Raw genomic sequence first — 26507 nt, 5'->3', positions numbered from 1 at the left:
ATATCGATGTTACTGATCTTTGGCGGCCTGCCCGGTACCGGGAAATCAACCATTGCTCGCCTGCTGGCCGCCAGGCTGGGGGCCGTCTGGTTACGGATTGATTCAATTGAACAGGCGCTGATTCGCGCCGAAACCGTCACCCGGCACGATATAGGGCCGGCCGGATATCTGGTGGCGTATGCCATTGCTGCGGATAACCTCAGGCAGGGCAACGTGGTGATTGCCGACTCAGTTAACCCTATAGCCATTACCCGCCAGGCATGGAGAGCGGTCGCGACCGAGAATGCAGCGCCTTATCTGGAGATAGAACTGACCTGCTCCGACCAAACGCAGCATCGGTATCGCGTGGAAAACCGAGTGGCGGATATTCGCGGCCATATTCTGCCGGACTGGCAAAAGGTTATCACCCGTGAGTACGAACCCTGGCGCACCGCCAGCCTGACTCTGGATACCTCGGTGCTGACCGCAGAAGAGGCGGTAGAGCGGATCGTTGAGCATATTGCGTTACGCGGCCGGTAGGTTCATAGAGGAAGCCGGACAAACGTTTGCAGGGCACATAAAAGAAGGCGCCTGCGCATCTCCGGTGAAACAATAGCCCAGTGTTATGAAACGAAGTTTCTTGAGATATCTCGAGTGTTCAGAAACTTGAGTTGTAAGGTATTGTTCGGTCGTTCATATTTTCGTTCTCAACGATTAGCACCATTTACAATTCACATTGTCAGACCGGTTTACATCACAAAACACAAAATTCCGTCAAGGTTCCGTATCTGATGAGCAATTAAAAGTGTACTCTTTTGAGTATTGCATCTGAGCGTGTCGCTCGAATGACTTGTGATGCCTCTTGTTATATATGGATAACCGCTATGCCTAAAGAGAACAAAAATCCGAAACTGCGCAACTACGATCCTCGTTTTATCTACTCTCTTGTTGTTAAGCGTTACTTCTCTGAAATGAAGACAAAGATAGAAATCGCTGAGGAACTCGGTCTGTCCCGCTTCAAAGTTGCACGCCTGATTGATGAAGCCATTGCGCAAGAGTATGTAAAATTTACTTTTCCTAAACAGCAGGCTCTGGACGAGGAAATAGCGCAAAATTTGTGTAAAAAATACGGATTGCAGGATGCCGTTGTACTCTCTGTTTCTGAATCCTGGTCTTCGCAGGAACAATTAAACGTCAAGCTGGGAGGGATAACGGCGACCTACTTGAGTGAAATTCTCAAAGAGGGAATGAAGTTTGGTCTCGCCTGGGGACGGGTACTCTCAAGTACGGTGAGTCAACTGACGACATTACCTGTTCTGGATGTGGTTCAGCTTTCTGGCGTTCATCCAGGCATTGAATTTAGTCAGGGGCCCATTGATTTGATTCACAAAGTTGCTGCTATTTCCCACGGAAGAGCACACCCAATGTATGTCCCTATGTGGGTAGATGACGAAAGTTTAGCCCAGAAACTTGCAGACGATCAGGCTGTTCAGGATACGCAAAAGTTTTACTCAAGTATGGATGTCGTTATTACGGGCATTGGGGCCTGGAAAACCGGTTCTTCCAGTCTGTGCGATATATTCCCTGAAGCATGGCGTGAGACTTTAATGAGCCAGGACATTACCGCTGATGTATGCGTAACCCTGGTAAATAGTAAAGGGGAAATACTCGATAGCCCGCTAAGCCGCCTGGGTTTCGGCATTACGACAGAACAATTGCGCGCCACAAAAAAACTGATTGGGGTTGCTGGGGGGGACGAAAAATATGAAGGCATTGTTGCCTCTCTCAAATCAGGCCTTCTGAATGTGCTGATCACTGATTTTGATACGGCTATCAAACTGCTGGATTAATAGCCGCTAGCGCTTAACGCCTCGCCGGTATTATTTGATATCAGCGTGGCGTTCCTTCATCGTCTGGTTTGTTTGATTAAGATTGGCCATTAATGACAGAACAATAATGTCATAGGTCAGCAGGGAAGCCTGTTCGAAAAGAGAGCCCATCGGTTGGGCGCTGTGATCTGCCTGGATAGTGAGTACTTTTTCATGATGGGCATTCTTTTATTGAAAAAGGCAGATAGGGGATATCTGCCTTTTGTTTATCAGGATGCTACAAGCATCTCTTCGACATATTTCCCGACTTCGTGCGTTTTGAGATTACGGCACGACTCGATGAACGAAATATCCTGGAAGAGCGTAAAGAGGCGGCGCAGCACAGACATATGCTGATCGCTGGTGGCGAATGCGAGATTAAACATAATGCTGCATTCCACTGTGAGGTCAGCATCTTCCATCTGACCAAACACGACACCTTTATCAAAACGCACAATGCTTATGCTGTTGGTTTTTACCAGCGTATAGTCTGCATGCGGGATGGCAATGCCCTGACCGTTCGCCATCAATAAACCAGTTGGATAAGTCTTCTCACGCTCCAGACAGGCCTGAATATACTCGGGAGTGATATAGCCTTTTTCCAACAGCTTCTGGCCGGCAAACTCAATTGCTGCATGCCAGTCAGCGATCGTACCCTCGACGTCATTTACCAGAATCTCAAGTTTCATTATTCACCTACTTAAGCATTTCTTCTTTAACAGCATCAAAAATCTCATCTTCGCCCAGACCCGTTAACAGGCCTGCACCCACAATCACGCGAGTGGTGATACCTGGATTATCCAGCTTGGTTGAAGAAACAATCAGGTCATAGCTGTTAAACGTGTCCGTGGTGCAGGCCATCAAAGAGGATTTATCGACCTGCGCTTCGATATTCTGTTCTTTCAGGTAGTCCTGCAGGACAGAAACCATAATGGAAGAGGAGGCAATGCCGTTTCCGCATACAACTAAAATCTTTTTCATTTTCAATTACCTTATGAAGTTTTAAGCCGTTTTTTCTGCCTCAGTTTTCAACTGACGGCGCGCTTTCTGTTTGAGTAAATAGCCTACGGACAACAGCAACACAGCGGCGAGAGCATAACCTGCAATGCCAACATGGCTGAGTCCAGCAAAGAGACCGGTGAACGGGTTAGCTGAAGGGTTTAGCGATGAGTACATCACGCTGGCATCAGGATTAGTGCCGAATTTCTGAAACACTTCATTTGTTGCTGGAGCCATCCAGGATGCGATGTATAAGCCGCCGCCAAACAGGATGATAGAAGTCACCCAGGTACGAATAATGTTGCCATTAAAAACCGGCACCATGCACGCAATAAAGAATACGAACTGCGAGAGGTCCCCCAGCGGCATCACTCGGTTGCCGGGAAGGACAACAGCGAGGATAACAATGACCGGGATCAGCAGCAGTGCAGGCGCGATAACTGAAGGATGACCAACAATCAACGCGGTATCCATCCCGACAGTGATCTCACGGTCCGGGAAACGTTTAACCAGTTTCTTACGTGCCACGTTGGATAGCGGAACCAGACCTTCCATCATGATTGAGGTCATGCGTGGCAGCAGGAGCATCACAGCGGCAAGGTACATACCCAACTGCAGGCTGGCGATAATGGTGTGATACGGCGATTCCCAACCATATCCACAGAAGCCAAGAAGAATACCAATAATGAAACCAACCATGGTCGGATCGCCAAGGATACCAAAGCGTTTCTGAATGCTTTCCGCCGTAACGTTCAGATTACGGAACCCAGGGATGCGGTCGTAAATCCAGTTAAACGGATAAGCGAACAGCAAATAGGTGTTTGCAACCGGGTGGGAGATGGCAACGCCTTTTGGCAGATTGAAGAATTTCTCGTTGTTTTTAGCACCCAGGTCAGCTGCGATAAGCGCCCAGACATGGAACAATGCAGCCGTAAGAACACCGTAGAGGAAACTGCCAGAGTAAGCGCCAACAATTGCCCCCATAGAGGCATTCTGATGAAGGTTAAACACGTCAACGTTTACGCAGTCCGTGAGACGGGCCACCAGCATGGCAATATTCACCGCGACGCACAGAGGGATAATAATTGCCCCCATACTTGAGCCAAAACCCATTACGGCTGTGGCTGCGCCGCCAACATCAATGGCGCTCAGCGAGGAGCCGGTGGCCTCAGCAAGTCCCGTCACCGCTGGCTGCATTTTTTCAAGCATCAGCTTGATGGTCATGGTTAATGCAATAAAACCAATGCCGACTTTAATGGCTGATGAAATACACTCCGACAGGGGACGCCCCAAGAGTTTCATCAGTATAAGGAAGATGACCGGTATAAAAATAAAGTTACCCAGGTCATTGATAAACTGTGTGATCAGTTCCATTTATTAGCCCTCAGATTTCTCATCATCTGGTCTGAAACCCATATTCCATTGAACATCTTCAGGTTTCGTCAGCAATGCGTTGTCACTGCGTTCTGCTTCCAGTAGATTCTTTTTGGAATTTTCCCTTGCAGTGGCAAAGTCGAACGCGTTGTCATACCAGGCATCAACGATCATTTTTGTGTATTCAAGATCATTAACTCTGCAGCCAAGTCCAATCACCTGCGCATTGTTACTTAGTCTTGCTCGCTTGGCCGAGTAGGGGTTGGTGACGGCGACAGCACGAATCCCCCAGTGCTTATTTATCTGGCAAGTAAAGCCAATTCCGGTTCCGCAAATGTAGATACCGAGGCGGCATTCGTCCCGCTGAATAACACCTGCCATTTCATCCGCAAGACGAGCGAAGTTGTTGAAACCGTCTTCTTTTCGTTTAACGGGATCGTACACGACCTCTGCATTTTTCTCTTCTTCGAGGTACTTTTTAATTTCCTCCTTACGATCAAACCCTACATCGTCACATGCGATTGCAATTTTCGTTTTCATCTCAACTAACCTGTCATAAAGAACTTAAGCCAAGTATGCGGTTGGTAAATATTGGTTGTCAACTGAGATCTAAATCACAAATTTTATAACTTATTGATTTTACTTGAATTAAAAACCAATAAAAACAAATAAATACTAATTTATGCCAATTAAGCAGTACTATTCAGGGAAGGGGTATTTACAGTTAGTAGGAATGGAACTTGATTTTGTTTAATTATTTGTTTGATTTTAAATGGTTTTGTTTTTTTCCGTTGTTTGCACGAATAAACGTCCACAGGCCGATGGCGACTCGTCTTCTCCTTGGGTTTGTTTTAGTTTGTATCTTCTGTGCTATGATTCGCTTCATTGCATTGAGTTGAAAGGTTATAGGGGGGAAGGATGTACCTGGTTGAAGAAAGGAGAAAATTGATCCTGGAAGAGATCATTTCGGCGGGTACCGTGTACGTTAGCGATCTTGCCAAAAAGTATGAGGTCACTTATGAAACCATCCGCAAAGATCTCACCTACCTTGAAAAAAAAGGGCTGCTGGTTAAAAGCCACGGAGGGGCGACCTTAAAGCAGGGGGCTGTCGAACATCCTTTCCAGGTCAGGGAAAAAGAAAACAGTACTTTCAAACAAGCTATCGCCAGAAAAGCGCTGGACTTTATCCCCCCCAATAGCTCAATGATCATTGGTACAGGGAGTTCTAACTATGAACTGGCCAATCTGTTGTGCATGAAATCTGGCTTTAAAATTTTTACCGATTCTTTGCCGGTGGCCAGTGTGCTGATCGAGTCAGATAACCAGGTCTTTTTGTTCGGCGGAGAACTGAGGAGGAAAAGCTCTTCTGTCTTTGGCGGGTGGGCTGTGTCAATGATTAATGATATTAACGTTGATCTCTGCTTTATCGGCACCGATGGCTTCAACAATATGACGGGCCCCTCCACTCCGTCCTCCTCGGATGCCTTTCTGGATCGAACGATCATTGCCCATTCCGAGAAGAAATATATCCTGGGCGATTACACTAAGTTCCAGCGAAGCAGCTTATTTAAGATCTGCGACTGGTCTGAGATTACCGCGCTGATCACTAATGATATTGCTGATAAAGACGGTGTTGCCGAAGTTGCGAAGCATACGACAGTGGTAACCTGTTGATTCTAAATTCAATCATTTCAATAACGGTACATCTCATGTGCCGTTGTCCTGCAAATACAACTGCAACCTGAATGCATTGCTCATAAGAGCATTTAAAGCAGCGCCATTGAAAAACTTCTCAGAATCAATCACATTATTAAAATGCTATAAAAATCATTATATTAAGCATATTTCGCTTATTGGTGGTAGGTGATATTTGCTCATATGAGCAATTTTTATAATGCGCTTATGTTATTTTGTGTGATCGAGATATAACTTTTGCAAGCTCCCCATTTCAGCAATTCACTGATGTGCTATAACTGCTCATGTGATTAAGCTTATGCTCACATGAGCAAATGGTTAGGTGAGGAGAAAAAAGTGGGTGCAATTTCTATCAATGTCGCGGATGGGGCGGCGTACAAAAATTATGATGAAGTGCTGGAGCATATTCACCAGAAACATCTGGCCGATGGGATTGTAAGAGAGACTTACCTCCAGGCGCTGCGTGAACGTGAAGCCGACTACCCAACTGGAATTTTACTGGACGGCTATGCTGTCGCCATCCCTCATTGCGATAGTCAGCACGCCGTCAGCCCGGCGATTTATATCATTCGTTTGCCACAGGAAATAGAAGTTAATCAGGCTGATGGCGATGAAAAATTGTGGGTTCGCCTGGTTGTCAACCTGGTTGTAACTCAACCTGCAGATCAATTGCAGTTGTTGAAGGCGTTGTTTAACCACCTTCAGCTAGCTGATTTTTACCACCAGATGCTGGAGCTTCCTGCTGAAGAAGCAAAGGCATTGTTTATTAACACGATAATTAAATAACAATTACCCGGAGATTTTACCATGATTACTATCCTCGTAGCCTGCGGAAGCGGTGTAGCAACCTCCACACTTGCCGCTGATGAAGTTAAATCGGTTTGTGCTGAATACGGCATTGCCAACGTTAAGATTAATAAATGCAGCATGTCCGAACTGTCCTCCGAAATGCAAAGCGCTGATGTGGTGCTGACAACGAATAATTATAAAGGTGATATTGGTAAGCCGCACATGAGCGTCGCAGGTTTTATTACCGGTATTAACGAAGCCGCGCTGCGTAAAAAATTAGGTGAACTGTTAAGCGAAATTTCCAAAGGCTAAAGTCTAAAAAAGACGGGGGATGGTTAAATGGAAATGTTAAAAAGCATTATGTTTACTATTACAAGCATGGGCGCTACAGCAATATTGCCGCTTGTTATTTTCCTTTTAGGTCTGGTTTTTCGAATGAAAGTGGGTGCCGCCATTAAATCTGGCATCACTGTCGGTATCGGTTTCATCGGTCTGGGGCTGGTTGTTGGGCTGCTAAACACAGCCCTGCAGCCAGCTATTACGTATTATTCAAAAATTGGCAGCGGGTTCACCGTGGCTGATATTGGATGGCCTGCCGTTGGCGCAGCTGCGTGGGTTGCCCCGTTTGCTGCAATGGTTATTCCTATTGGCATTATCCTGAACCTGATCCTGGTTCGTCTGAAGCTTACCAAAACTCTTAATGTGGACATCTGGAACTACATGCATTTCCTGGTTCCGGGGGCTCTTGCGTATTTCGTCTTTGACAGCTTTTTCCTTGGGTTGGGTGTCGCCGTGGCTCTGAGCGTAGCCGCACTGTTTATTGGCGATCTTATTGCGCCAAGATGGCAGAAATACTACGGCCTGGAGGGGACGACCTGTACCACAATGATCCACATCGGATGGACACTTCCATTTGCATGGGTTGTTAACAAAATTATCGATTTCATTCCGGGTTTAAACAAGCTGGATGTGGATTTAGAGAGCGTTCAGAAACGACTGGGTGTATTCGGTGAACCCGCGATCATCGGTGTGATTGTCGGTTGTCTCCTGGGATTGTTAACCAAACAACCCATTACAACCATCGTGCCAATGGCGATGGGCGTGGCTGGCGTCATGGTGCTGTTGCCAAAAGTAGTTGGGGTCCTTATGGAAGGGCTCAACCCGATAGGTAAGAGTGCTAAAGAAATCATGCAAAAGCAGATGGGTAAAGATGCGGAACTGAATATCGGGATGGACTGCGCCCTGGCGCTTGGCGATCCGGCAACGGTGACTGTCACCGTTATTACCATCCCTCTGACAATGCTTTGTGCGCTGGTTTTACCGGGTATTCAGATATTCCCAATCGGCGTGCTGATGTCAATTATCTACATGACGACCATGACAGTTATGGTCAGTAACGGCAACGTTATTCGCTCGATTATCTCAACCTTACTGTTCTGTGTGGTGGTTATGTATCTGGGGGGATATGTCGCGCCCGGTGCAACTCAGTTCCTGAACGGTGCTGGCGTCGGCCTGAATGGCCAGGGTACGGACTTCGTATTAACCGGCCCATGGGAGATTCTGACCTACTGGTTGAGCACAGTTACTCATTAATTTACGGAGTTGACTAAAATGGCACAAATTTTACCATCAGTATTTGGTGCAAACATATTACGTTTGCAGGAAGAAATTCAGTTTCTGGAAACAGAAAAAACAGAAATTCTGCATGTTGATTTAATGGATGGCACTTATGTAAGCAATATAGCTTTCGGTCCGAACCAAATTGCAGCGATGAAAAAAGCCAGTTCAATGACATTTGATGTGCATATGATGCTGGCAAATCCGGAAAGACATGTTGATGAAGTTATTAAGACCGGCGCGGAAATGATCTCGGTTCATTATGAATCAACGCCGCACGTTCATTATATTATCCAGAAGATCAAGAAAGCGGGGCGCAAAGCTGGCGTAGTGCTTAATCCGGGGACGCCAGAAAACGTAATTGAGTATCTTCTGGATGATATTGATTACATTTTAATTATGACCATTAATCCAGGTCAGCCAGGCCAGACTTTTATTGAAAAAAGTCTGGAGAAAATCAGGAATACTAAAAAAATGGTTGCCGGTCGTAATATTCAGATCGAGGTCGATGGCGGCGTCAACGTTGAAATCGCGAAAAAGGTAAAGGATGCGGGTGCTGATTTAATTGTCGTTGGTGGTGCGCTATTTAACGGTTCTCCGAAAGAAAGCTATCAGGCATTAAGGGCAGCGATCCAATAACAGTTTGCTACCAAATAAACCCAGTAACCCTACAAGCTATTATTAGCATTAATTAAATTACCAATTACCTGAAAGGGGAGTTGTCCTCCCCTTTGTCATAAGATTTTGAGGAGTATAGTGAAATGAGTAATTTTGAAGGTAAAGTCGCGCTAGTAACCGGTGGGGCGCATGGCATCGGTAAAGGTATTGCTAAGCAATTCGCTGACCGTGGGGCTCATACGGTCATTGTCGATTACAATGAGGAAAATGGCAAAAAGACCGCTGAAGAGTTAACTTTCGGTAATGTTAAATCCTTATTCGTTAAAACCGATGTATCCGATCCGAAAGCTTTGGAAAACGTTCGCGACCAGGTTTTTCAAACCTTCGGACGCATTGATATTTTGGTATTAAATGCAGGTGTGGCGTTTGCTAATAAGGTCAATAACATCACTTTTGAAGAGTGGAATAAAACGATAGCGATTAACCTTACTGGCCTGTTTAACACCGTCAAAGCATTCTATGACGACTTCACCACTAATCATGGATCTATCGTTTATATCTCGTCCGGCTCGGCGCTTTCCGGCACCGGCGGCGGCGTGAGTTACCCGGCCAGTAAAGCTGGCGGTGAGGGATTGATTCGCGGCCTGGCAAAAGAATTAGGGCCGAAGGGGGTCAACGTTAATGCTATCGCTCCACGTCTGATTGATACCGGTGAAATGATGCGTGTCAATTACCCAACTCAGGCCGATCTTGATGCTGTTCTGGAAAAAATTCCGGTGCGCCGTCTTGGCACCATTGACGATGTGGCAAACCTGGCAATTTTTTTGGCTGATAAAGACAACTCGTACATCCAGGGGCAAACCATTCTGATGGATGGTGGTCGTACCATCGCTTAAAAGGGAGAGAATCACATGAGCGTTCAACAAAACACTTTAAATATCCTGAGCGAATTGCAGCAAAATGCGATGAAGATTGATGATGCCCAGGCTGCGCAATTCGTCGCACAGATCAAGAATGCCAAACATATCTTTCTGCAGGGCGCGGGCCGTAGCGGTATTGCCATCCGCGGCTTTGCAAACCGTCTGCTCCACCTCGGTTTTTCAGTAAGCGTTATTGGCGAAATTTCTTCTCCTCATACGAAGCCGGGCGATCTGGTCATTATTGGTTCCGGCAGCGGTGAGACCGGCAGTCTGGTGAGCCTGGCGCAGAAGGCCGTAGCCTGTGGCGTGGATGTGGCGCTTGTCACAATGAAAGCGGAGTCCACAATCGGCAAACTGGCCAAAAGCACTCTTGTGTTGCCTGGAACCGTGAAAGAAGACAACGAGCGTGAAGACGGTGCTTTTTCACAGCCTATGGGATCGGCTTTTGAGCAGCTCTGCTTTATCGCCTATGACGCAATCGTGCTTGAGCTGATGGCCCAGCTCGGCGAAACCAGCGAAACGATGTTTAAGAGACACGCTGACCTTGAGTAATCGGCAGAAAACGTCCCTTGAAGGGACGTTTCCTTTTTAGCATTAATGTCGTTGGTTCTTTTGCGCATGAACAAAGATTCTTCTTACGACAATATTGGGCATTTAGCCTGGTGTGCTTTGGTGGCTCTCGGCCTTCAGCGGCACGATCGGCTCGTTGTTACCGAGGCCGAGGAAAACCTTTTTCTGACACGCTGGCTGGCCACTGCCCGAAAACAGAAAAGATTCTCCAGACATTTAACTGCGGATATAGACTGGTTGCTTGCTCAGGGACGCCGACTTGGCGTTCGGGCGCGTTTGTATCAGAAACTGCATTATTTATGGCTCATGAGCAGCGGCGATCTTCACAATATGCCGGATCTACTTCGATTGACCTATGCTATCGAAATGGCAAAAGCTGGCGGTTGGCAATACTTTCTTGTCGATGAGAAAAAGATGGTGGCGGGTATCAGTAGATTTCACAATAACAATTCGTTTTGCCTGGAAAGAACAGCTGTTGAGGCCGGATTTGATTCTAATGGGAAGCAAATAGCCCCACTTCCTATCCGGGTGTTTGGTCAAATTGAGAAATTGCAGTCACTTCTGGACTGCTTTGGCCTTAAACTCGACAAAATCGAATCATATTCAAACGAGCATTTCGCAGCCAATTCCTCGTTGTTTGTACTACAGGCGCAGATGACTTGATCGAAAATGCGCAACTCCATGTATTTATTAATCCAGAAAATAAGTCCTCTACCACGGGTTTGGGAAGCGTTGCTCTACGTCACACCGTTTTTACGGGACACCAAAAATCCACCTCGTAATTATTCGTCTCGCTGTACCAGATTAAACCTGCGATGAAGACCGGGCGGTATCTTTAGCGCGCCATTGCTATCTCAAGCCGATGCCGTCCGGCATCGGCGGCAACAATCTACATAAAGAACTTCACGGCCTGCTGGAGGGTGGTACCGACGCCCCATAACAGCGGCACGCTCACCGCCAGCCAGCTTACGGTTAACAGCAGCGTGGACGGGCGGGGCTCCTACGTGAGCTGGGCATCCTTGTTGATGGTATACAGTCCTTTCGCCTGCTGCTGCTGTTCCGCAGTCATCGCATGCTCTTCCGTCAGCGGACGCACCAGCTGATTACAGATAAAACCCAACACCAGCAGGCCGGTCAGGACCATCAGCGTAATATCGTAGACGCGCTCGGGCGAGACCCCGTGCGTTAGCTGATACTCGCGCAGATAGTTCACCAGAACCGGGCCGCTGATCCCCGCCGCCGACCAGGCGGTTAACAGGCGTCCATGAATCGCGCCCACCATTTGTGAGCCAAAGACGTCGGCCAGATAGGCGGGAATACTGGCAAAGCCTCCGCCGTACATCGAAATGATAATGCACATTGCGCAGACATACAGCGCGATATAGCCGCCGTGATTCACCAGCGGCAACGTGCCGTACAGCACGGCGCCCAGGCAGAAAATGATCGCAAAGGTCATTTTGCGCCCGCACAGGTCGGATACCGATGCCCAGAAAAAACGTCCCAGGATGTTAAACAGGCTGAGCAGACCGGTAAATCCTGCGGCCATGGTTGCAATGCGTTTCAGCTGCTCGCCGTTCAGCTCATGCCAGCTGAGATCGAGCGACAGCAGTTTGCCGGCAAAGATCTCCTGCAGCATCGGCGAAGCCATACCGAGAATGCCGATCCCCGCGGTGACGTTGAGCCACAGCACCATCCACAGCAGCCAGAACTGCGGAGTGCGGCAGGCAACGCGGACGTGCACCTGGATCGTGGGATTATTGCGGATCGTTTTTTGCGCCTTCTCACCCGAAGGATGCCAGCCCATGGGCGGCAGGCGATAGCCAAAGGTACCGGCGAGCATAAACAGCGCATAAATCGCCGCCAGCGCCAGAATGCTTTGCCATACCCCGTTGCCGGCCGGACCGGCGAAGTAATTCATCAGACCGTTTGCCAGCGGCGCGCCCACCAGCGCTCCCCCGCCAAAACCCATAATCGCCATCCCGGCCGCCATTCCGCGCTTGTCAGGAAACCAGCGCAACAGCGTCGAAACCGGTGAAATATAGCCCAGTCCGAGACCGATTCCGCCGATGACCCCGGCCCCCAGCCACAGCAGCCATAGCTGATGGAAATAGATAGCGACGCTGGATAGCAGCAGGCCGCCGCACCAGCACAAGGTGGCAATAAAGCTCACCAGCCGCGGTCCAACCTTCTCAAGCCAGCTGCCCCACAGCGCCGCCGAACAGCCGAGAAAAACAAAAAACAGCGTGTAGGTCCAGCCCAGCATGGAGATTTTCCAGTCGCAATCGCGGGTAAACAGCTGCTGCCAGAACGACATCGTGACGGGGCATTGCAAGGACGCGCTTCCTCCTATGAGCTGCGACATAGGCAGCCAGTAAACGGAAAATCCATAGGCCATACCTATGCAGAGATGAACCGCCAGCGCGGCCGGTGGCACCAGCCAGCGGTTAAAGCCGGGCCTGGCGATGATACGGGGTTTCGCGAAAAAATCGCGGAGGGGAGAGACCGGTGCGGTCGCGATGTTTTCATTCATTTGCGCCATTTTCCTGTCCTTTTTATCGATATTGGCCGACGAATGCTGCGGTCGGGGAACGTAGATAAAAGGCAAGAACGGTGCCATTTGATTAAATTGTGTACAAAAATGGCGACTGAAGCGAGCAAGCTTCGCCGAACGGCTGAGGCGAAAAGCCCGCCATCGGCGAAGGAGGCACCGCCCGCGATAAAATCGCCGGGCGCGCTATTATTTTGATAAACGGCGATCTCAGAGTGATACGCGGTACCAGGTGGCGAGGGCGCGTACCGGCCTGCTCGCCCGCCGCTCGTTAGCTTAAGGTATCAATCCATTCGCTCTGGCGCGGGTTCTGCCGACGATAGCAGTGTACCGACACCGCCAGCTGCGTCAGGTCGGTGAAGACCATCGGATCGAGCTGAATATGCTTTTTTATCTGCTGTAGCCGGTAGGTGAGCGTATTGCGATGAATCCCCAACAGCAGCGACGTTTTGCCCGGCTCGGCGTTATTGGCAATAAAGCTGCTGAGGGTATCCAGCAGCACTTCGCCGGAATCATGCTCAAGCAGCTGGCGTACGTTATTGATGAAAAAATTGACCATATAGCTGTCTTCCAGCACCCGGAACAGGCAGAGCATCGCCATTTCGCGAAAGTAGTAGATCTGCCGCTGCGGCTGCACTTTGCTCCCCACCTCAATCACCGAACGGGCGAATCGGATGGCCTCGCGAATATCCGGAGCGCTGTCCGCCTGCACGCCAATGCCGATATGGTAATGGCTGATCTGATTGCTGAGGACAAACTCGATGCCCCGCAGCAGCGTTTCCTGGGATTCGCTCAGCGTATTGAGGAGCAATATTTCATTGCTGCCCAGCAAAATCACGTCTCTTACCCCGGACAGCTGCGAGAATTCCCGCAGCAGCGTACTCAGTATTTCGCTTAGCTGGTGCTGTTCGACCTGGACGGTTACCACGACCGGCACCAGCGGCGCATCAAAAGCGAAGCCAAGCTCCACCAGGCGATGCAGCGCTTCCTGTCCGGCGGGCGAAGCGCCTTGATCAAGATATTGACCAAACAGGGTATCGCGCAGACGCTGTCGCCAGTTGGTTTCCCGCATCTCCACGGCCTGGCGGACCAGCAGCTCGGCGGTGAGTACCGCCAGTTCAGCATAGCGGCTGATCGCTGCGGGATCGCCGCTGATGCCCACCACCATCACCACGCGATCGTCATAGATAATGGGATGATTAATACCGGGATGCACATTCTGGAAACGCGCGGCTTCCGCGGTGTTGTTAATACAAATGCGTTTACCGGTACGTATCACCTCACGGGCGATCTCATGCTGCTCGCCGATACGATGCCGTTCACCTGAGGCAATGATCTGTCCATGATGGTCAATCACGTTCACGTTATGATGAATTATCGCCATTGCCCGGGCGACAATTTCATTAGCCAGCGCCGTCGTAATAATCATACAGTTATCCGCTTATGTGCCTCTCCGCGCCGCCCGCTCAGAAAGGTTCGTAGAACATTCTCCGCTGCGTCGGCGAGGAGCTGTTCGCATGTGTTCATCGACTCCGCCAGCGGCATAGGGCGCTGGCAGATAGACCACATCGCGTCAATATGGTGTTGATACAATTGCCGACTGCTCTCATCGCGTCCGCCGCAAAGGGCCACAACCGGTACGCCGTGGCGCGCCGCTTTGCCCGCCACGCCCACCGGGGCTTTACCAAAGGCGCTCTGACGATCGAGCCAGCCTTCCCCGACGATGGTCAGCGCGGCATCGCTAAGATGACGGTCGGCGTTAAGCAGTTCGAGCACCAGGTCAATGCCCGGGCGCAGCGTGGCGCCCGCATAGGCGATTAGCGCGGCCCCCATACCGCCCGCAGCCCCGGCGCCGGGCCGTTCGCTGACGTCGTAGCCGAGCGTTTGCTTAAGCTGCCGACTGTAGTGCGCCATACCCGCCTCCAGCTCCCTGAGCGCCGCCTCGTCCGCGCCTTTCTGCGCGCCATACACCCGGGTGGCGCCATCTTCCCCGAGTAGAGGATTTGTGACGTCGCAGGAGGCCTGTATTTCGGCCTGTCGTAAGCGCGGGTCCATGGCGCTTAAATCGATGCGCTGAATATGCGCTAGGTCCTTGCCCGCCGCGGGAACCGGCAGCAGCGTGCCGTCCTCGCGCCAGAAGCGGGCGCCAAGCGCTTGGGCAAAACCGATGCCGCCATCGTTGGTCGCGCTGCCGCCCAGCCCGATAATCAAACGCCGACACCCGGCATCCAGCGCCGTTTTTACCTGCTCACCCAGCCCAAAGCTGCTGGCCAGGCGCACATCCCGCTGCGCTTTCGGCGTGAGCTCCAGCCCACAGCTTTGCGCCATCTCGATAATGGCCCGTTCGCCGGGCAGGAGCAGAAACGCGGCCTGTACGGAGAGACCGTAAGGCGAGGCGCAACGCTGCTGCTGCCACCTCGAGCCCTTCAGCTGCGGACTTTCCGCAAGGGCCGAGAGCAGCCCCTCTCCGCCGTCCGACACGGGCATTTCGACCAGCTCCAGCTCCTCGTCAACCCGGCGCAACCCCTGTGCTACCGCTGCGCAAGCGGCCTGCGCGCTACAGCTACCCTTAAACGAATCCAGCGCGATAACAATCTTCATGCGTTCTCCTGCGTTAATGCGCTTTGCGCGGCGTTTTATCGGTGGTCATAAGCTGCAATAACATCCCCAGCAGCGCGCATCCCGCCATGGTAAAGAAGGCGTAGATATAACCCGCCGGATTTTCCCATCCCCCACCGAACTGGATGAGCCAGCCCATAAGCAATGGCGAAATGCCGCCGCCGATAAACATCGCCGTGGTGATAATGCCGTTGGCGGTAGAGGTGGCGCGTTCTTCGGCGGAGTCCGAAGCCATGGCGTAGTAGATAGGCCACACGGCGTTGGCCACCAGGCCAAAAAATAGCTGAATGGCGATAAGGCGCGGCATATTGGTGGCGAAATAGAACAGCGCAATGCCGATACTCATCCACAGACCGCAGACGATCAGAGTACGTTTACGGCCAAAGCTATCGGAGAGCCAGGGCCAAATTATCTGGCCCAGGGTACCGGTAAGCGTGAAGATAATACTTAGCCCGGCGGATGCCGCCAGCGACAGGCCGGAGACGTGATAAAGGTACGGCGGCAGCACAACGTTAATGCCCATATAGACAATTTGCGTCAGCAGGGTATTGCCCGCCGTTAGCGAAATATTGCGGTTGCGCAGGGTGCGTAAAAAGGTCTTCATCCCTTCGCCTTTGGCAACATGGCTGCTTTCCTGGGTCGCCGGGCGCGTCATCCCCTGGCTATCGATATGCAGATAAAGCGTGTTGATGCGATCGGCGGTGGAATATTTCGCCCAGAAAATCATCAGCGGGATGGCGACGATCAGCGCCAGCAGGAAGCAGTAGCGCCAGCTGCCTTCGCCAAATGCGGAAAGCACCAGACTTGCCACCACGCCGCTCAGCAGCGCGCCAATCGGATAGCCGGTATGATGCACCCCCAGCGCGAAGCCGCGTTTCTCTTTCGGCCACCACTCTGCGGTGTTGCTGACGCCGACGGGCTCGCCCCAGCCGGCCCCGAGGTTGACGCCAACGCGCAGCAGCACAAAAGCCGTCAGCCCGTGGCTGATCGCTTTAATTCCGGAAAGAAAAGAGAGGGCGGTATAGCCCAGCACCAGCGGTACCTGAAAGCGCGCTCGCTTCCAGCCTGAACCGTAGCGATCGCTCCAGATGGAGCCGGGGATATCCAGCACCGCAAGGGCAACCATAATCAGGGCGACGACGTTGCCCCACTGTTCCGGCGAGAGCGAAAACTCTTTAGAGATGACCGGGCCAAGGCGCAGGATCATCTCGCGATCGTAGGCGTTAAGCACCCAGATTAGCCAGCAAACCAGCAGCGAAACCCAGGAGAAACGATGTATCAGCCGCTTTTTTCCACCTTGTTCGCCGGCAGGTGTGTGATTGATTGTTGTCATAGTCGTGTTTACTCCGCGGCGTCGCGACAGCATGATGCGCGCCGCCTGGTGTCAGGGTCAGAGTCAGTTCGCCGGGTATTATTGTTATCGCGGCGAGCCGGAGGTTGGCTTAGCCGGCAAAACGCCGTTCCGCTACGCCGGTCACGCCCAGGTCGTATAGGGCGAACAGGCTGCCGCGCAGCTGATTATCTTCCGGGAAGCGCGGGAGGGGCGGCTGTGCCATTGAGGTGACGTACAGCACGTCGAGGTTTTCGCCGCCGAACATTACGCTGGTCACTTTTTTCACCGGCATCTCAATGATGCGATCGACCTTGCCCTCCGGCGTGTAGCGTACCAGCTTGCCCGCGTAGACCAGCGCGTTCCACAGATAGCCTTCGCTGTCCACGGTGGCGCCATCCGCCGCGCCGCCTTCGCTGCGATCGACACGGCAAAAGACTCGTTCTCCGGAGAGATCGCCGGTCGCGGTGTTGTAGTCCCAGGCGCAGATTTCGCCCGTCCAGGTATCGGCAAAATAGAACGTCTCGCCGGAGGGGCTCCAGCAGGGGGCGTTAGAGACGATGATATTTTTCTTCAGCACGTGCAGCGACAGATCGGCGTCCAGGCGATATAGCGCGCCGCTCGGCTCCTCTTCACGCATATCCATCGATCCGAACAGAAAACGTCCCTGACGATCGACTTTGCCGTCGTTGAGCCGGTTAAAGGGCCGGTCCGCTTCCGGATGGTGCAGTAGCGTCAGCTCGCCGCTGGCGAAGTCGAGCAGATGCACGCCATTCTGTAGCGCCACCACCGCGCCTTCGCCGTTCTGGCGCAGGGCGAAAGAGCCAATTTTCTGCCGCACGTCCCAGCTCTTAATCGCGCCGCCCTGCGCGTTACAGGCGAACAGGCGCCCGTCGAGGCTGTCCACCCACCAAAGACGCTGCTGTTCGACATCCCAGACCGGGCTTTCGCCGAGTCGAGTTTTTAAATCCAGTAAGACTTCGATGCGCATAAGAACCTCCTGATTACGCTTTTTCGCCGTCGGCCTGTTTTGCCGATGCACTGCCGGGGGATGACGAACTTTTGATGAACACAGACACCAGCGCGCCGACGATCAGTAGCGCGACGGCGAACCATAAGCCGGACGTTGCCGCGCCGGTGCGGTCCTCAAACGCGCCGAGAATAAACGGCCCGAGAAAGCCGCCGCACAGCCCGAGGCAGTTAAGCAGGCCGAAGCTGCCCGCCAGCATATGCCCGCTCATGATCGAGGGGAGCCAGTTAAAGATGATGGATTGCATGGCGAAGAACATGAAGGCGGCCAGCGAGAAGCCAAGCAGCGCCACGCCGTGACCGGCAATTGCGCCAATGGCCATGCCGGTCGCCATGACCAGATATCCGGCCATCAGCATGCTGCGCGAACGCTGCTCCGTCCGGGCGAAGCGCGGCAGCAGGATCCCGCCAGCGGCGGCTGCGATCCACGGGATGGCGGTCAGCAGACCGATCTGCAGCGGGGTAAGCTGGCCCCAGCTACCGATGATCCCCGGCAGGAAATAACTCAGGCCGTAAACCGAAAACTGGTGAGTAAAGTAAATCAGCACCAGCAACAAAAATACCCGGGTGGTGAGCGCTGTTTTCAGGGAAAAACGGCTCGGCGTATGGCGCGTCTCCTCGGCTTCTTTCTCCAGTACCGCGTTGATTGCCTGCACGTCGTTGCTGTCCAGCCAGCGGGCGTCAGCCGGTTTATCCGGCAGTCTGCGCCAGACGACGAACGCCAGCGCTATCGCGGGCAGCCCTTCGATAAAGAACATCCACTGCCAGCCGTGCCAGCCGGACATTCCATCAAGGCTTAATAACAATCCGCCCAGCGGCGCGCCGATAATATTGGCCAGGCAGACTCCCAGCAGGAACAGACCGGTGGCTTTAGCGCGCTCTTCGCGGCCAAACCAGAGGGTCAGGTAGTAAATAATGCCCGGATAGAGCCCCGCTTCGGCGGCGCCGAGCAAAAGGCGCATCACGTAAAAGGACGTAGGCCCGGTGACAAACGCCATGCCGCAGGAGATGATCCCCCAGGTGATCATGATGCGGGCGATCCAGCGCCGTGCGCCAATCCGGGTTAAAAACAGGTTGCTGGGGATCTCCAGCACCGCGTAGGTGAGAAAAAACAACCCGGCCCCGAGGCCGAATGCGGTTGCGGAAAGGCCGATATCCACCGACATGGTCGCTTTCGCCATGCCAATATTGGTACGATCAATAAAGCTGATGATGTACGCCACGATAAGCAGCGGCATCAAATGGCGGTAGATCTTTTTATGGGTGCGCTGTAGCTGCGTCCCGTTTACCGCCTTTTCATTTATTGCGGACATGGTTATTATTTCCCCGTATTCGTGGTCAGAAGCCTTGCCGGGATCGCGTCGATCCCGTTCGTCAGCTCACAGGTTGTCGCCGGGTGCTGACCCGAACGACGCCCGGCCCGAAGCCCCACTTCGGGCCGTCTTTTCCTAAGCGCCTTCGCGCTCGAACAGCATAGAAATCCCCTGGCCGCCGCCGATGCACATGGTGACCAGACCGGTGCGCGCGCCGCTGCGCGCCATTTCATACATCAGTTTGACCGGCAGGATCGCACCGCTGGCGCCCACCGGGTGGCCGAGGGCGATCGCGCCGCCGTTGACGTTAACGCGGGCTGGATCGAGACGCAGATCGTTCATCACCGCCAGCGCCTGGGCGGCGAAGGCCTCATTGAGTTCAATTAAATCGATGGCGTGAACATCCATATTGAGACGGTCCATCAGGCGTCGGGTAGCGGGAGAGGGGCCAAACCCCATAATCTCCGCGCCGCAGCCGGCGACCGCCCAGCCGCGAATCCGCATGCGCGGAGTTAAGCCGCGCTGTTCCGCCTGCTGGCGGGTCATCATCACCAGCGCGGCCGCGCCGTCGTTAATGCCGGAGGAGTTGGCCGCCGTCACTACGCCGTCGGCTTTAAATGCCGGACGCAGCGCGGCGAGCTTTTCGCGCGGGGTGTCGCGCGGGTGTTCATCGGTCGCGAACAGGCGGGTCGCTTTTTTGCCGTCCGGCACCTCAAGGGCCAGAATCTGCTCGCGGAAGCGATCCTCAGCGATCGCCTTCAGCGCCTTCTGCTGGCTCGACCAGGCGAAATCGTCCATCGCTTCGCGAGTAATACCGAAGCGTTGCGCGACGTTTTCCGCCGTGATGCCGTTGTGATAAGGCCCTTCTGGCCAGGTAAGGATGGAGATCAGTCCATCTTCCAGCTCGCCGTGGCCCATGCGATAGCCATCGCGCGCTTTGCGCAGGTAGTAGGGCAACTGGGTCATATTTTCCGTTCCGCAGGCGACGACCACCTCGGCCTGGCCGCTTTGCAGCTGCATCATGCCGTCCGCCAGGGCCTGAAGCCCGGAGCCGCACTGGCGGTTAACCGAATACGCGGTGCTCTCCTGCGGGATCCCCGCCCGCAGCTGGCAGATGCGGGCGATAAAACCGCTTTCGGCGATTTGCCCGACGTTGCCGACGATCGTTTCATCGATATCCTGTGGCGCAAGCCCGGCGCGGGCGATCGCTTCGCGAATAACCGCTGCCCCGAGATCGTGCTGGTGGGTATGCTTAAGACTGCCGTTAAACGTGCCAATAGCGGTACGGACGCCGCTGACAACCACAATATCATTAGCCTGTGTCATCGTTTTTCTCCTTACAGCACCATGCCGCCGCCGACGTTAATGACTTCCCCGTTGATATAGCGCGCGCCGTCGGACGCCAGAAACGCCACGCACTCGCCAACGTCTTTCGCCTCCCCGGCGTAGCCCGCAGGGATCTTGTTGATCATGATTTGCCAGACGTTTTCCGGGACGCCGCGCGTCATATCGGTATCGATAAAGCCCGGGCAGATGGCGTTAACCGTGACGCCTTTCTTCGCCAGTTCGCGGCAGGCGGTTTTGGTCATCCCCACCACGCCGGCTTTTGACGCCGAATAGTTGGTTTGCCCGACGTTGCCAAGCCAGCTGGCGGAAGCGATATTGATAATGCGGCCCGCGCCGCGCTCGCGCATGCGGATGGCGGCCTGCTGCATACAGAGAAAAGTGCCCTTCAGATTGACATCGATCACCGTGTCCCAGTCCGCTTCGGAGAGTTTGTGCAGCATGGCGTCGCGGTTGATTCCGGCGTTATTCACCACAATATCCACCGGGCCAAACGCCTCTTCGGCCTGGGAAAACAGCGCTTCGACCTGCGCTTTTTCACCGATATTGCAGCTGATAAACAGCGCCTGTGCGCCCGATTCGCGCAGGGATGCGGCGGCGGCTTCGCCGTGAGCGTCGCGATCGGCGATGATCACTCGCGCGCCTTCCCGCGCAAGCACCTGAGCAATGCCAAAGCCGATACCGCGCGCGGCGCCGGTAACAATGGCGGTTTTACTGGCAAGTTTCATAGCTAATTTCCTTGTAAGTCAGAGGATGAATTCCGGGACAGATGTTCCGCGAGGCCGCAGGGCTGCGGGGTGAACAAGCGGCTGTCCATAACCTGAAGATCCGCGGCGATCGCCGGACGAAAATCCATATGCGCCAGGATGTCGCGCTCAAGATCGATACCGGGGGCGATTTCCGTCAGCACCGGCCCCTCCGGGCGCAGTTCGAAAACCGCCCGTTCGGTGACGTAATGCATGGTTTGTCCTTTGGCGCGGGCCAGCTCGCCGTTGTAAGAAATCTGATTAACCCCGGCGACGAATTTACGTACCTCGCCTTCGCGGCGGATATGCAGGGCCCCTTGTTCACAGGCGATCTCCAGCCCTTTGGCGGTAAAAGAGGAGCAGAACACGACGTGGCGGGCATTCTGGGTGATATCGATAAAACCGCCCGCGCCGGGGCAGGATGCGCCGAGCCGCGTGGCGTTGACGTGGCCGTGCGGGTCCACCTCGCCGGCGCCCATAAAGGTGATATCGACCCCCGCGCCGTTGTAATAGAGCATTTGATCCTGGTGGCTTATCATCGCGCTCAGGTTACGACCGATGCCGAAATCAACGCCGCCCGCCTGCTGCCCGCCGTAGATCCCTGACTCCACGGTGATGGTGACCTGCTCGCCGAGCCGTTCTTCGTGAATGATGGAGCCAATAACGTCGTTGGGAATGCCGGTGCCGAGATTGATGACGCAGCCGGGCGTCAGATAGCGGCAGGCAATCCGCCCGATAAGCTTGCGCAGGTCGAGCGGCAGCGGCGCGTTCTGCGCGGCGGGAAGCTGGATATCGCCGCACAGCGCCGGATCGAAGTCCCAGCTGGAGGTCTGGCGGTGATCCGTCTGTGGCTCTTCGCATACCACAATGGCGTCGATTAGGTTGCCGGGAACGGTGATGCTTTTCGGATGCAGCGAGCCTTTCGCCACGCGATATTTCACCTGCGCCAGCACCTTCGCCCCATAGCGTCTGGCGGCGAGAACCGCGTGCAGAACTTCCAGCTTCATCACCTCTTCATCGGTCGTGAGGTTGCCCTCTTCATCAGCATGGGTGCCGCGCACAATGACCACGTCCAGAGGAATGGCCGGGTAGAACAGATATTCGTCGCCGCGAAACGTCACGTGCTCGATCAGATCGGGTCGTTCGCGGGTGCGGGCGTTCATCCGCCCGCCTTCCATGCGCGGATCGACAAAGGTACCGAGCCCGACGGGGGAAAGCCGCCCGGTAAGCCCGGCGGCCATCGCGCTATAGAGATGGACGATCTGCCCCTGCGGCAGGCACCAGGCTTCCACTTCGTTGTTGTTGATCATCGCCATCCAGCGCGGCGCCAGGCCCCAGTGCGAGCCGATAAGCCGCGTTACCATACCCGGGTGGGCGAAGTGCTGGATGCCGCGCTGGCGATCGCTTTGCCCGGCGGCATGCAGCAGCGTCAGGTCGCGCGGTTCGCCCGCGGTCAGAAAGCGCGCTTCGATAGCGCTTAAAATGGACTCCGCCGCGCCGATTAGCGTCATCCCGACGGTACAGACGGTGTCGCCGCTGGCGACCCACTGAGCCGCTTGATGGGCGTTGATAAATTTGCTGCTCACTTTTTATCCTCCGTTGATAGCGTGATGATGGATTCCGCGAGGCGCGTTTTGAGCTGTTGTTTGCTCACTTTTCCGTTATGGGTGCGCGGTAAAACGCGGGTGAAAATAATGCGCGCCGGCAGCTTAAAGCGGGCGATTTTGACCTTCAGCCAGCCGAGGATCTCTTCGCTGGTCAGGTGGTGCTGGCCGTCCGGCACGATAAACGCCACCGGCTCTTCGCCATAGATCGGGCTGGGGGTCGGGATGACGGCAACTTCCCGCACTCCCCGATAGGTAGAGAGAATGTTTTCCAGCTCCAGCGAGTAAATCTTCTCTCCGCCGCGATTGATCATGTCCTTGCTGCGGTCTTTGATGTACAGCCAGCCTTCGTCGTCGAGATAGCCCAGATCGCCGGTACAAAACCAGCCCTGCGCATCGCAGCTCGGGCGTCGTTCGCTGTGCTGCCAGTACTCGCGGATCACCACGTCGCCTTTTAGCCAGATATGCCCGATTTGCCCGGCGGGGAGGGGCTGCTGGCGATCGTTGCGGATCGTAATGGCGAGGCCGGGGATCGCCTGGCCCGAACTGCCGCATTTATCGCTGCCCCAGACGTCGCCCGGAAAAATCGTCGCGGGTGAGGTCGTTTCGGTGAGACCGTAGATCGGCTGAATCGCCGTATGCGGGAACAGGGTTTTTAACTCGTTGATCAGTCCATCGCTCAGATGGCCCGCGCCGCAGGCAATCGTGCGCAACGCGGGGAAATCGCCAGGATGACTGGCGCTCTGCTCGCGTGCCGCCTGGCAGAGAAGGATAAAGATGGTTGGCGAGCCGTGCAGAAAGGTAATGTTCTGTTCGCGCAGGGTGCCGATCACCTGCGGGGCGTTGAACCGGTGCTGCAGCCAGATGCTCGCGCCGAGGCTAATAAACAGCGCCAGCAGCGCCGACAGGCCGGTGATGTGATAGATAGGTACCGCCAGAATGGTGCTATCCGCGGCGGTGAGATTCAGTTTTTGCGTATAGGCGTCAATCGCGCAGAGCAGGTTATTGTGCGTGATAATCGCCCCTTTAGGCTCTCCGGTGGTACCGGAGGTGAACATCATCACAGCCGTATCGTCGCGGTTAACCGGGACCGGCTGGCGGGTCAGCGGTTCGGGAAGGGGGAGCGCCTGCCATTCGCTGAGCGAAACCGCGCGCGCGTCGGGGGTGTTTTTCAGCCAGTCCTGCACGGTCGCATCGAACAGCACGACCCGCGGGGCGATATGGCCCACCAGCTCCTCGCTTTCGGCCTGCTTAAGCTTCGTGCTGAAAGGCACCACTTCGATGCCCAGACCAAGCGCGGCAAAAAGGACTTCGCAAAAAGCGGGATGATTCCCCCAGGCCAGCAGGATTCGATCGCCTTTGCGCAGCGACCAGACCTGGTCAAGCTGCGCCATCGCTCGCTGTACCCGCAGGTGAAAATCGCGGTACAGATAGCGCCGATCCTCAAACGCCAGCGCCAGGGCATCCGGGCTGCGGGCGGCGCTGTGGCTCAGGGCCTGGTACAGATTCTGGAAGTCGGCGGAGGTGCTGCTCATTTGTCTCTCCTGATATTGCGTATTGACTGGAAGTAGTCTGGGGAAATTCAGGAGAGGAAATTGCCGAATGGCTCACAATAGAAAATCAACAAAACAGAAGCAATTTTGTAACATTGCACAATAGGCAGGAGAGGCCGGTTGGGGGAGAGAAAATCTGGAAGCAGGCAGGCTTTTGTAAAGCCTGAGGAAGCCCACTTTTAGACCCGAGTTAACCGGGCCTAAAAGGGAGAAGGGGATCAGCCCGGCCGTTTAGCGCTTAAAGGCATCGAACTCGAGCCGTTCGCCATCGGGGCCGCGAATAAGCAGGAAGCGCACATTTTCTTCTTCAATCGGCCCTTCATCGAGCGGATAACCGAGCGCCGCCAGCCGCTGCTGCACCGCATCCAGATCGCTGACTTCCAGCGCCAGATGATCGATACCGCAGCGAGGGGCGTCAAAAGGCGTTCCTTCGGGAAGCTGGTACAGCTCGAGGACGGCGCCCGCCATTTCAAGAAACGCGACTTCAATAGCGCCCTGCGGCGACGGTTTGCTAAACCGCTGCTGGCGCTGAAAGCCCAGCGGTTCATAGAAGGCAAGCGAACGCGTTAAGTCGCTGACCTGATAGCCAATATGAGCAATCGTGTTGATCAGTTCGCGCATGTTATACCCCCTTACGCACGCACCAGAAACCGTAGAAAGCGACATACACAAAGCACACAAGTGGGGCGATAAAAGCGATTTGCATATTGCCGCCGTTCATATCCGAGATAATGCCCATCACCAGCGGAATCACGGCCCCGCCGATAATCGACATCACCACGATCGAGCCTGCGGTCTGGGTATCTTTCCCCATCCCTTTGATGACCAGACCAAAGTTTGTCGGCCAGCATGGCGCCATACAGAAGCTGACCAGAATGAGCGCATAGACCGCCAGCATTGAACTGCTGAATACGGCAACCAGTAAAAGGGCGGTGGCGGCCAGGGCAAAGGTACCGAGCAGCAGCGCCGGATTCAGGCGGTTCATCAACCAGGTGGCCACGGTTTTACCCACGGCGTAAATCACCAGAGAAGCCAGCAGCCAGTAGGTTGCGGAGTGCTCGCTGGTGCCCTGCTGCACGAGCTGCACAAAGCGAATCGTGAAGCTCCATACGCCAACCTGGGCGCCGACGTATAAAAACTGCGACAGGATCCCGAGGCGAAAGCGCGGGATGGCAAACAGGCGTTTCAGCGTAGGCCCCATGCTTTCCGTCGGGAGCTGCTGCTGCTGAGAGGGCGTGCCCTTGCACGACGGGAATTTAATAAACACGAACACCAGCGCCAGCACCACCAGCACGGAGCCGATAATCAGATAAGGCCCGACCACCTGGCCGACCATCTGATGGCGCGCGGCGTCCGCGGCGGCGGCGGGCATCGCCAGCAGCTGTTCATGGCTCGCATCGTTTTCGCCGAAGACCATCACCTGGCCAATCAGCACGCCGGAAATCACGCCCAGCGAGTTGAAGATCTGCGAAAAGTTAATGCGCTGGGTGGAGGAGTGGATCGGGCCCAGCAGGCTGGAGTAGGTATTTGCCGAGGTTTCCAGAAAAGAGAGTCCGCAGGCGATTACCCCCAGGCAGGCGAGGAAAGCGCCGTAGGTCATGATCTGCGCGGCCGGGACGAACAGGAAACAGCCGAGGGCGTACAGGCACAGCCCAATAATAATCGCCGCTTTATAGGAATAACGCTTAATCAGCGCCGCCGCAGGCAGGGCGACAAAGAAGTAGCCGAGGAAAAAAATCGACTGCACCAGCGCCGTCTGGGTATCCGTTAAATCGAAGCCCTTTTTAAACTGGGCGATCAAAATATCATTCAGGTTGCCCGCCATCCCCCAGAGCGCAAACAGGCAACAGACCAGTAAAAATTGCAGCCAGGGGGTGTGCGGTAAATACGCGCTGGTGTCCAGTTTTTCATTGTGGACCGCCGCTTTATCGACCTTATCCGTGATTAGCGTACTCATTGAGCTATCCTCTTAATGGTTTTTATACAGTAGGG

At 54.1% G+C, this 26507-nt stretch carries 25 protein-coding genes and 1 pseudogene; 10 read left to right on the top strand and 16 right to left on the bottom strand.

The window, feature by feature from the left end; genetic code table 11:
* Positions 1–6 precede the first annotated feature (6 nt).
* Positions 7–519, top strand: coding sequence for a P-loop nucleotide/nucleoside kinase family protein (locus tag MKleb_RS22815; protein ID WP_217076201.1), 513 nt, complete (start codon positions 7–9; stop codon positions 517–519).
* Between the two features lie 344 nt (positions 520–863).
* Positions 864–1829, top strand: coding sequence for a sugar-binding transcriptional regulator (locus MKleb_RS22810; protein WP_108703535.1), 966 nt, complete (start codon positions 864–866; stop codon positions 1827–1829).
* Positions 1830–2077: 248 nt separating this feature from the next.
* Here the strand turns inward: MKleb_RS22810 and MKleb_RS22805 are convergent, their stop codons facing one another.
* From MKleb_RS22805 to MKleb_RS22790, 4 genes are read right to left on the bottom strand one after another with little or no spacing between them, the layout of a single operon-like run.
* Positions 2078–2536, bottom strand: a complete 459-nt coding sequence (locus tag MKleb_RS22805) for a PTS sugar transporter subunit IIA (RefSeq protein WP_025106014.1) — start codon at positions 2534–2536, stop codon at positions 2078–2080.
* A gap of 7 nt (positions 2537–2543) precedes the next feature.
* Entirely contained in the window at positions 2544–2828 is a 285-nt protein-coding gene (locus MKleb_RS22800; protein ID WP_000723161.1) for a PTS sugar transporter subunit IIB, read from the bottom strand.
* Positions 2829–2849: 21 nt separating this feature from the next.
* On the bottom strand, positions 2850–4220 hold the full coding sequence (locus tag MKleb_RS22795) for a PTS galactitol transporter subunit IIC (protein ID WP_004105509.1): 1371 nt from the start codon (positions 4218–4220) through the stop codon (positions 2850–2852).
* A 3-nt stretch (positions 4221–4223) separates the two neighbouring features.
* Positions 4224–4760, bottom strand: coding sequence for an RpiB/LacA/LacB family sugar-phosphate isomerase (locus MKleb_RS22790; RefSeq protein WP_025106015.1), 537 nt, complete (start codon positions 4758–4760; stop codon positions 4224–4226).
* A 378-nt stretch (positions 4761–5138) separates the two neighbouring features.
* Here MKleb_RS22790 and MKleb_RS22785 point away from each other — a divergent pair, with 378 nt between their 5' ends.
* From MKleb_RS22785 to MKleb_RS22750, 8 genes are all read left to right on the top strand, one after another.
* Complete coding sequence (locus tag MKleb_RS22785) at positions 5139–5894, top strand: DeoR/GlpR family DNA-binding transcription regulator (RefSeq protein WP_025106016.1); 756 nt, start codon at positions 5139–5141, stop codon at positions 5892–5894.
* 327 nt (positions 5895–6221) lie between these two features.
* On the top strand, positions 6222–6701 hold the full coding sequence (gene gatA / locus MKleb_RS22780) for a PTS galactitol transporter subunit IIA (protein ID WP_051586028.1): 480 nt from the start codon (positions 6222–6224) through the stop codon (positions 6699–6701).
* A 21-nt stretch (positions 6702–6722) separates the two neighbouring features.
* The gene (locus tag MKleb_RS22775) at positions 6723–7016 is read left to right on the top strand and encodes a PTS sugar transporter subunit IIB (protein WP_025106018.1); all 294 of its coding nucleotides are present in this window, start codon (positions 6723–6725) and stop codon (positions 7014–7016) included.
* 27 nt (positions 7017–7043) lie between these two features.
* Positions 7044–8297 carry a PTS transporter subunit IIC gene (locus tag MKleb_RS22770; protein ID WP_025106019.1) on the top strand — a complete coding sequence of 418 codons (1254 nt, stop codon included), beginning with the start codon at positions 7044–7046 and terminating at the stop codon, positions 8295–8297.
* A gap of 18 nt (positions 8298–8315) precedes the next feature.
* Positions 8316–8960 carry a ribulose-phosphate 3-epimerase gene (rpe, locus tag MKleb_RS22765; RefSeq protein ID WP_025106020.1) on the top strand — a complete coding sequence of 215 codons (645 nt, stop codon included), beginning with the start codon at positions 8316–8318 and terminating at the stop codon, positions 8958–8960.
* Positions 8961–9082: 122 nt separating this feature from the next.
* Complete coding sequence (locus MKleb_RS22760; RefSeq protein ID WP_025106021.1) at positions 9083–9835, top strand: SDR family NAD(P)-dependent oxidoreductase; 753 nt, start codon at positions 9083–9085, stop codon at positions 9833–9835.
* A 15-nt stretch (positions 9836–9850) separates the two neighbouring features.
* Positions 9851–10411, top strand: a complete 561-nt coding sequence (gene hxlB, locus MKleb_RS22755; RefSeq protein ID WP_025106022.1) for a 6-phospho-3-hexuloisomerase — start codon at positions 9851–9853, stop codon at positions 10409–10411.
* A gap of 66 nt (positions 10412–10477) precedes the next feature.
* Positions 10478–11092, top strand: coding sequence for a DUF2913 family protein (locus MKleb_RS22750; RefSeq protein WP_217076199.1), 615 nt, complete (start codon positions 10478–10480; stop codon positions 11090–11092).
* Positions 11093–11318: 226 nt separating this feature from the next.
* Here MKleb_RS22750 and MKleb_RS22745 read toward each other — a convergent pair.
* From MKleb_RS22745 to fucP, 12 genes and pseudogenes are all read right to left on the bottom strand, one after another.
* A pseudogene (locus tag MKleb_RS22745) lies at positions 11319–12968 on the bottom strand (OFA family MFS transporter).
* A 280-nt stretch (positions 12969–13248) separates the two neighbouring features.
* The gene (locus tag MKleb_RS22740; protein ID WP_025106025.1) at positions 13249–14406 is read right to left on the bottom strand and encodes a CdaR family transcriptional regulator; all 1158 of its coding nucleotides are present in this window, start codon (positions 14404–14406) and stop codon (positions 13249–13251) included.
* Positions 14403–15578 carry a glycerate kinase gene (locus MKleb_RS22735; protein WP_025106026.1) on the bottom strand — a complete coding sequence of 392 codons (1176 nt, stop codon included), beginning with the start codon at positions 15576–15578 and terminating at the stop codon, positions 14403–14405. The genes MKleb_RS22740 and MKleb_RS22735 overlap by 4 nt, the downstream gene beginning before the upstream one ends.
* 13 nt (positions 15579–15591) lie before the next feature.
* A complete protein-coding gene (locus tag MKleb_RS22730; protein WP_023321586.1) occupies positions 15592–16962 on the bottom strand; it encodes an MFS transporter in 1371 nt (456 codons plus the stop codon).
* A 76-nt stretch (positions 16963–17038) separates the two neighbouring features.
* A complete protein-coding gene (locus MKleb_RS22725) occupies positions 17039–17917 on the bottom strand; it encodes an SMP-30/gluconolactonase/LRE family protein (protein WP_025106027.1) in 879 nt (292 codons plus the stop codon).
* Between the two features lie 13 nt (positions 17918–17930).
* On the bottom strand, positions 17931–19268 hold the full coding sequence (locus MKleb_RS22720) for an MFS transporter (protein ID WP_025106028.1): 1338 nt from the start codon (positions 19266–19268) through the stop codon (positions 17931–17933).
* Positions 19269–19403: 135 nt separating this feature from the next.
* Positions 19404–20594: a thiolase family protein gene (locus MKleb_RS22715; protein WP_004105426.1), complete on the bottom strand. Its 1191-nt coding sequence runs from the start codon at positions 20592–20594 to the stop codon at positions 19404–19406.
* An 11-nt stretch (positions 20595–20605) separates the two neighbouring features.
* Complete coding sequence (gene fabG / locus MKleb_RS22710) at positions 20606–21340, bottom strand: 3-oxoacyl-ACP reductase FabG (protein ID WP_032720110.1); 735 nt, start codon at positions 21338–21340, stop codon at positions 20606–20608.
* Positions 21341–21342: 2 nt separating this feature from the next.
* Positions 21343–22944, bottom strand: coding sequence for an acyl CoA:acetate/3-ketoacid CoA transferase (locus tag MKleb_RS22705; RefSeq protein ID WP_163586135.1), 1602 nt, complete (start codon positions 22942–22944; stop codon positions 21343–21345).
* Positions 22941–24497 carry a class I adenylate-forming enzyme family protein gene (locus MKleb_RS22700; RefSeq protein ID WP_163586134.1) on the bottom strand — a complete coding sequence of 519 codons (1557 nt, stop codon included), beginning with the start codon at positions 24495–24497 and terminating at the stop codon, positions 22941–22943. The genes MKleb_RS22705 and MKleb_RS22700 overlap by 4 nt, the downstream gene beginning before the upstream one ends.
* A 249-nt stretch (positions 24498–24746) precedes the next feature.
* Positions 24747–25136 (bottom strand): VOC family protein, encoded by a 390-nt coding sequence (locus tag MKleb_RS22695; protein WP_032694034.1) that lies wholly within the window; start codon positions 25134–25136, stop codon positions 24747–24749.
* Between the two features lies 1 nt (position 25137).
* Positions 25138–26472 (bottom strand): L-fucose:H+ symporter permease, encoded by a 1335-nt coding sequence (gene fucP / locus MKleb_RS22690; protein ID WP_185219825.1) that lies wholly within the window; start codon positions 26470–26472, stop codon positions 25138–25140.
* Positions 26473–26507 lie beyond the last annotated feature (35 nt).

This window comes from Klebsiella sp. PL-2018, from assembly GCF_019048985.1.
Taxonomy (GTDB): Bacteria; Pseudomonadota; Gammaproteobacteria; order Enterobacterales; family Enterobacteriaceae; genus Klebsiella; species Klebsiella michiganensis.
Note: the sequence above shows the minus strand (reverse complement) of the source record. Positions and strands in the feature narration are given on the sequence as shown.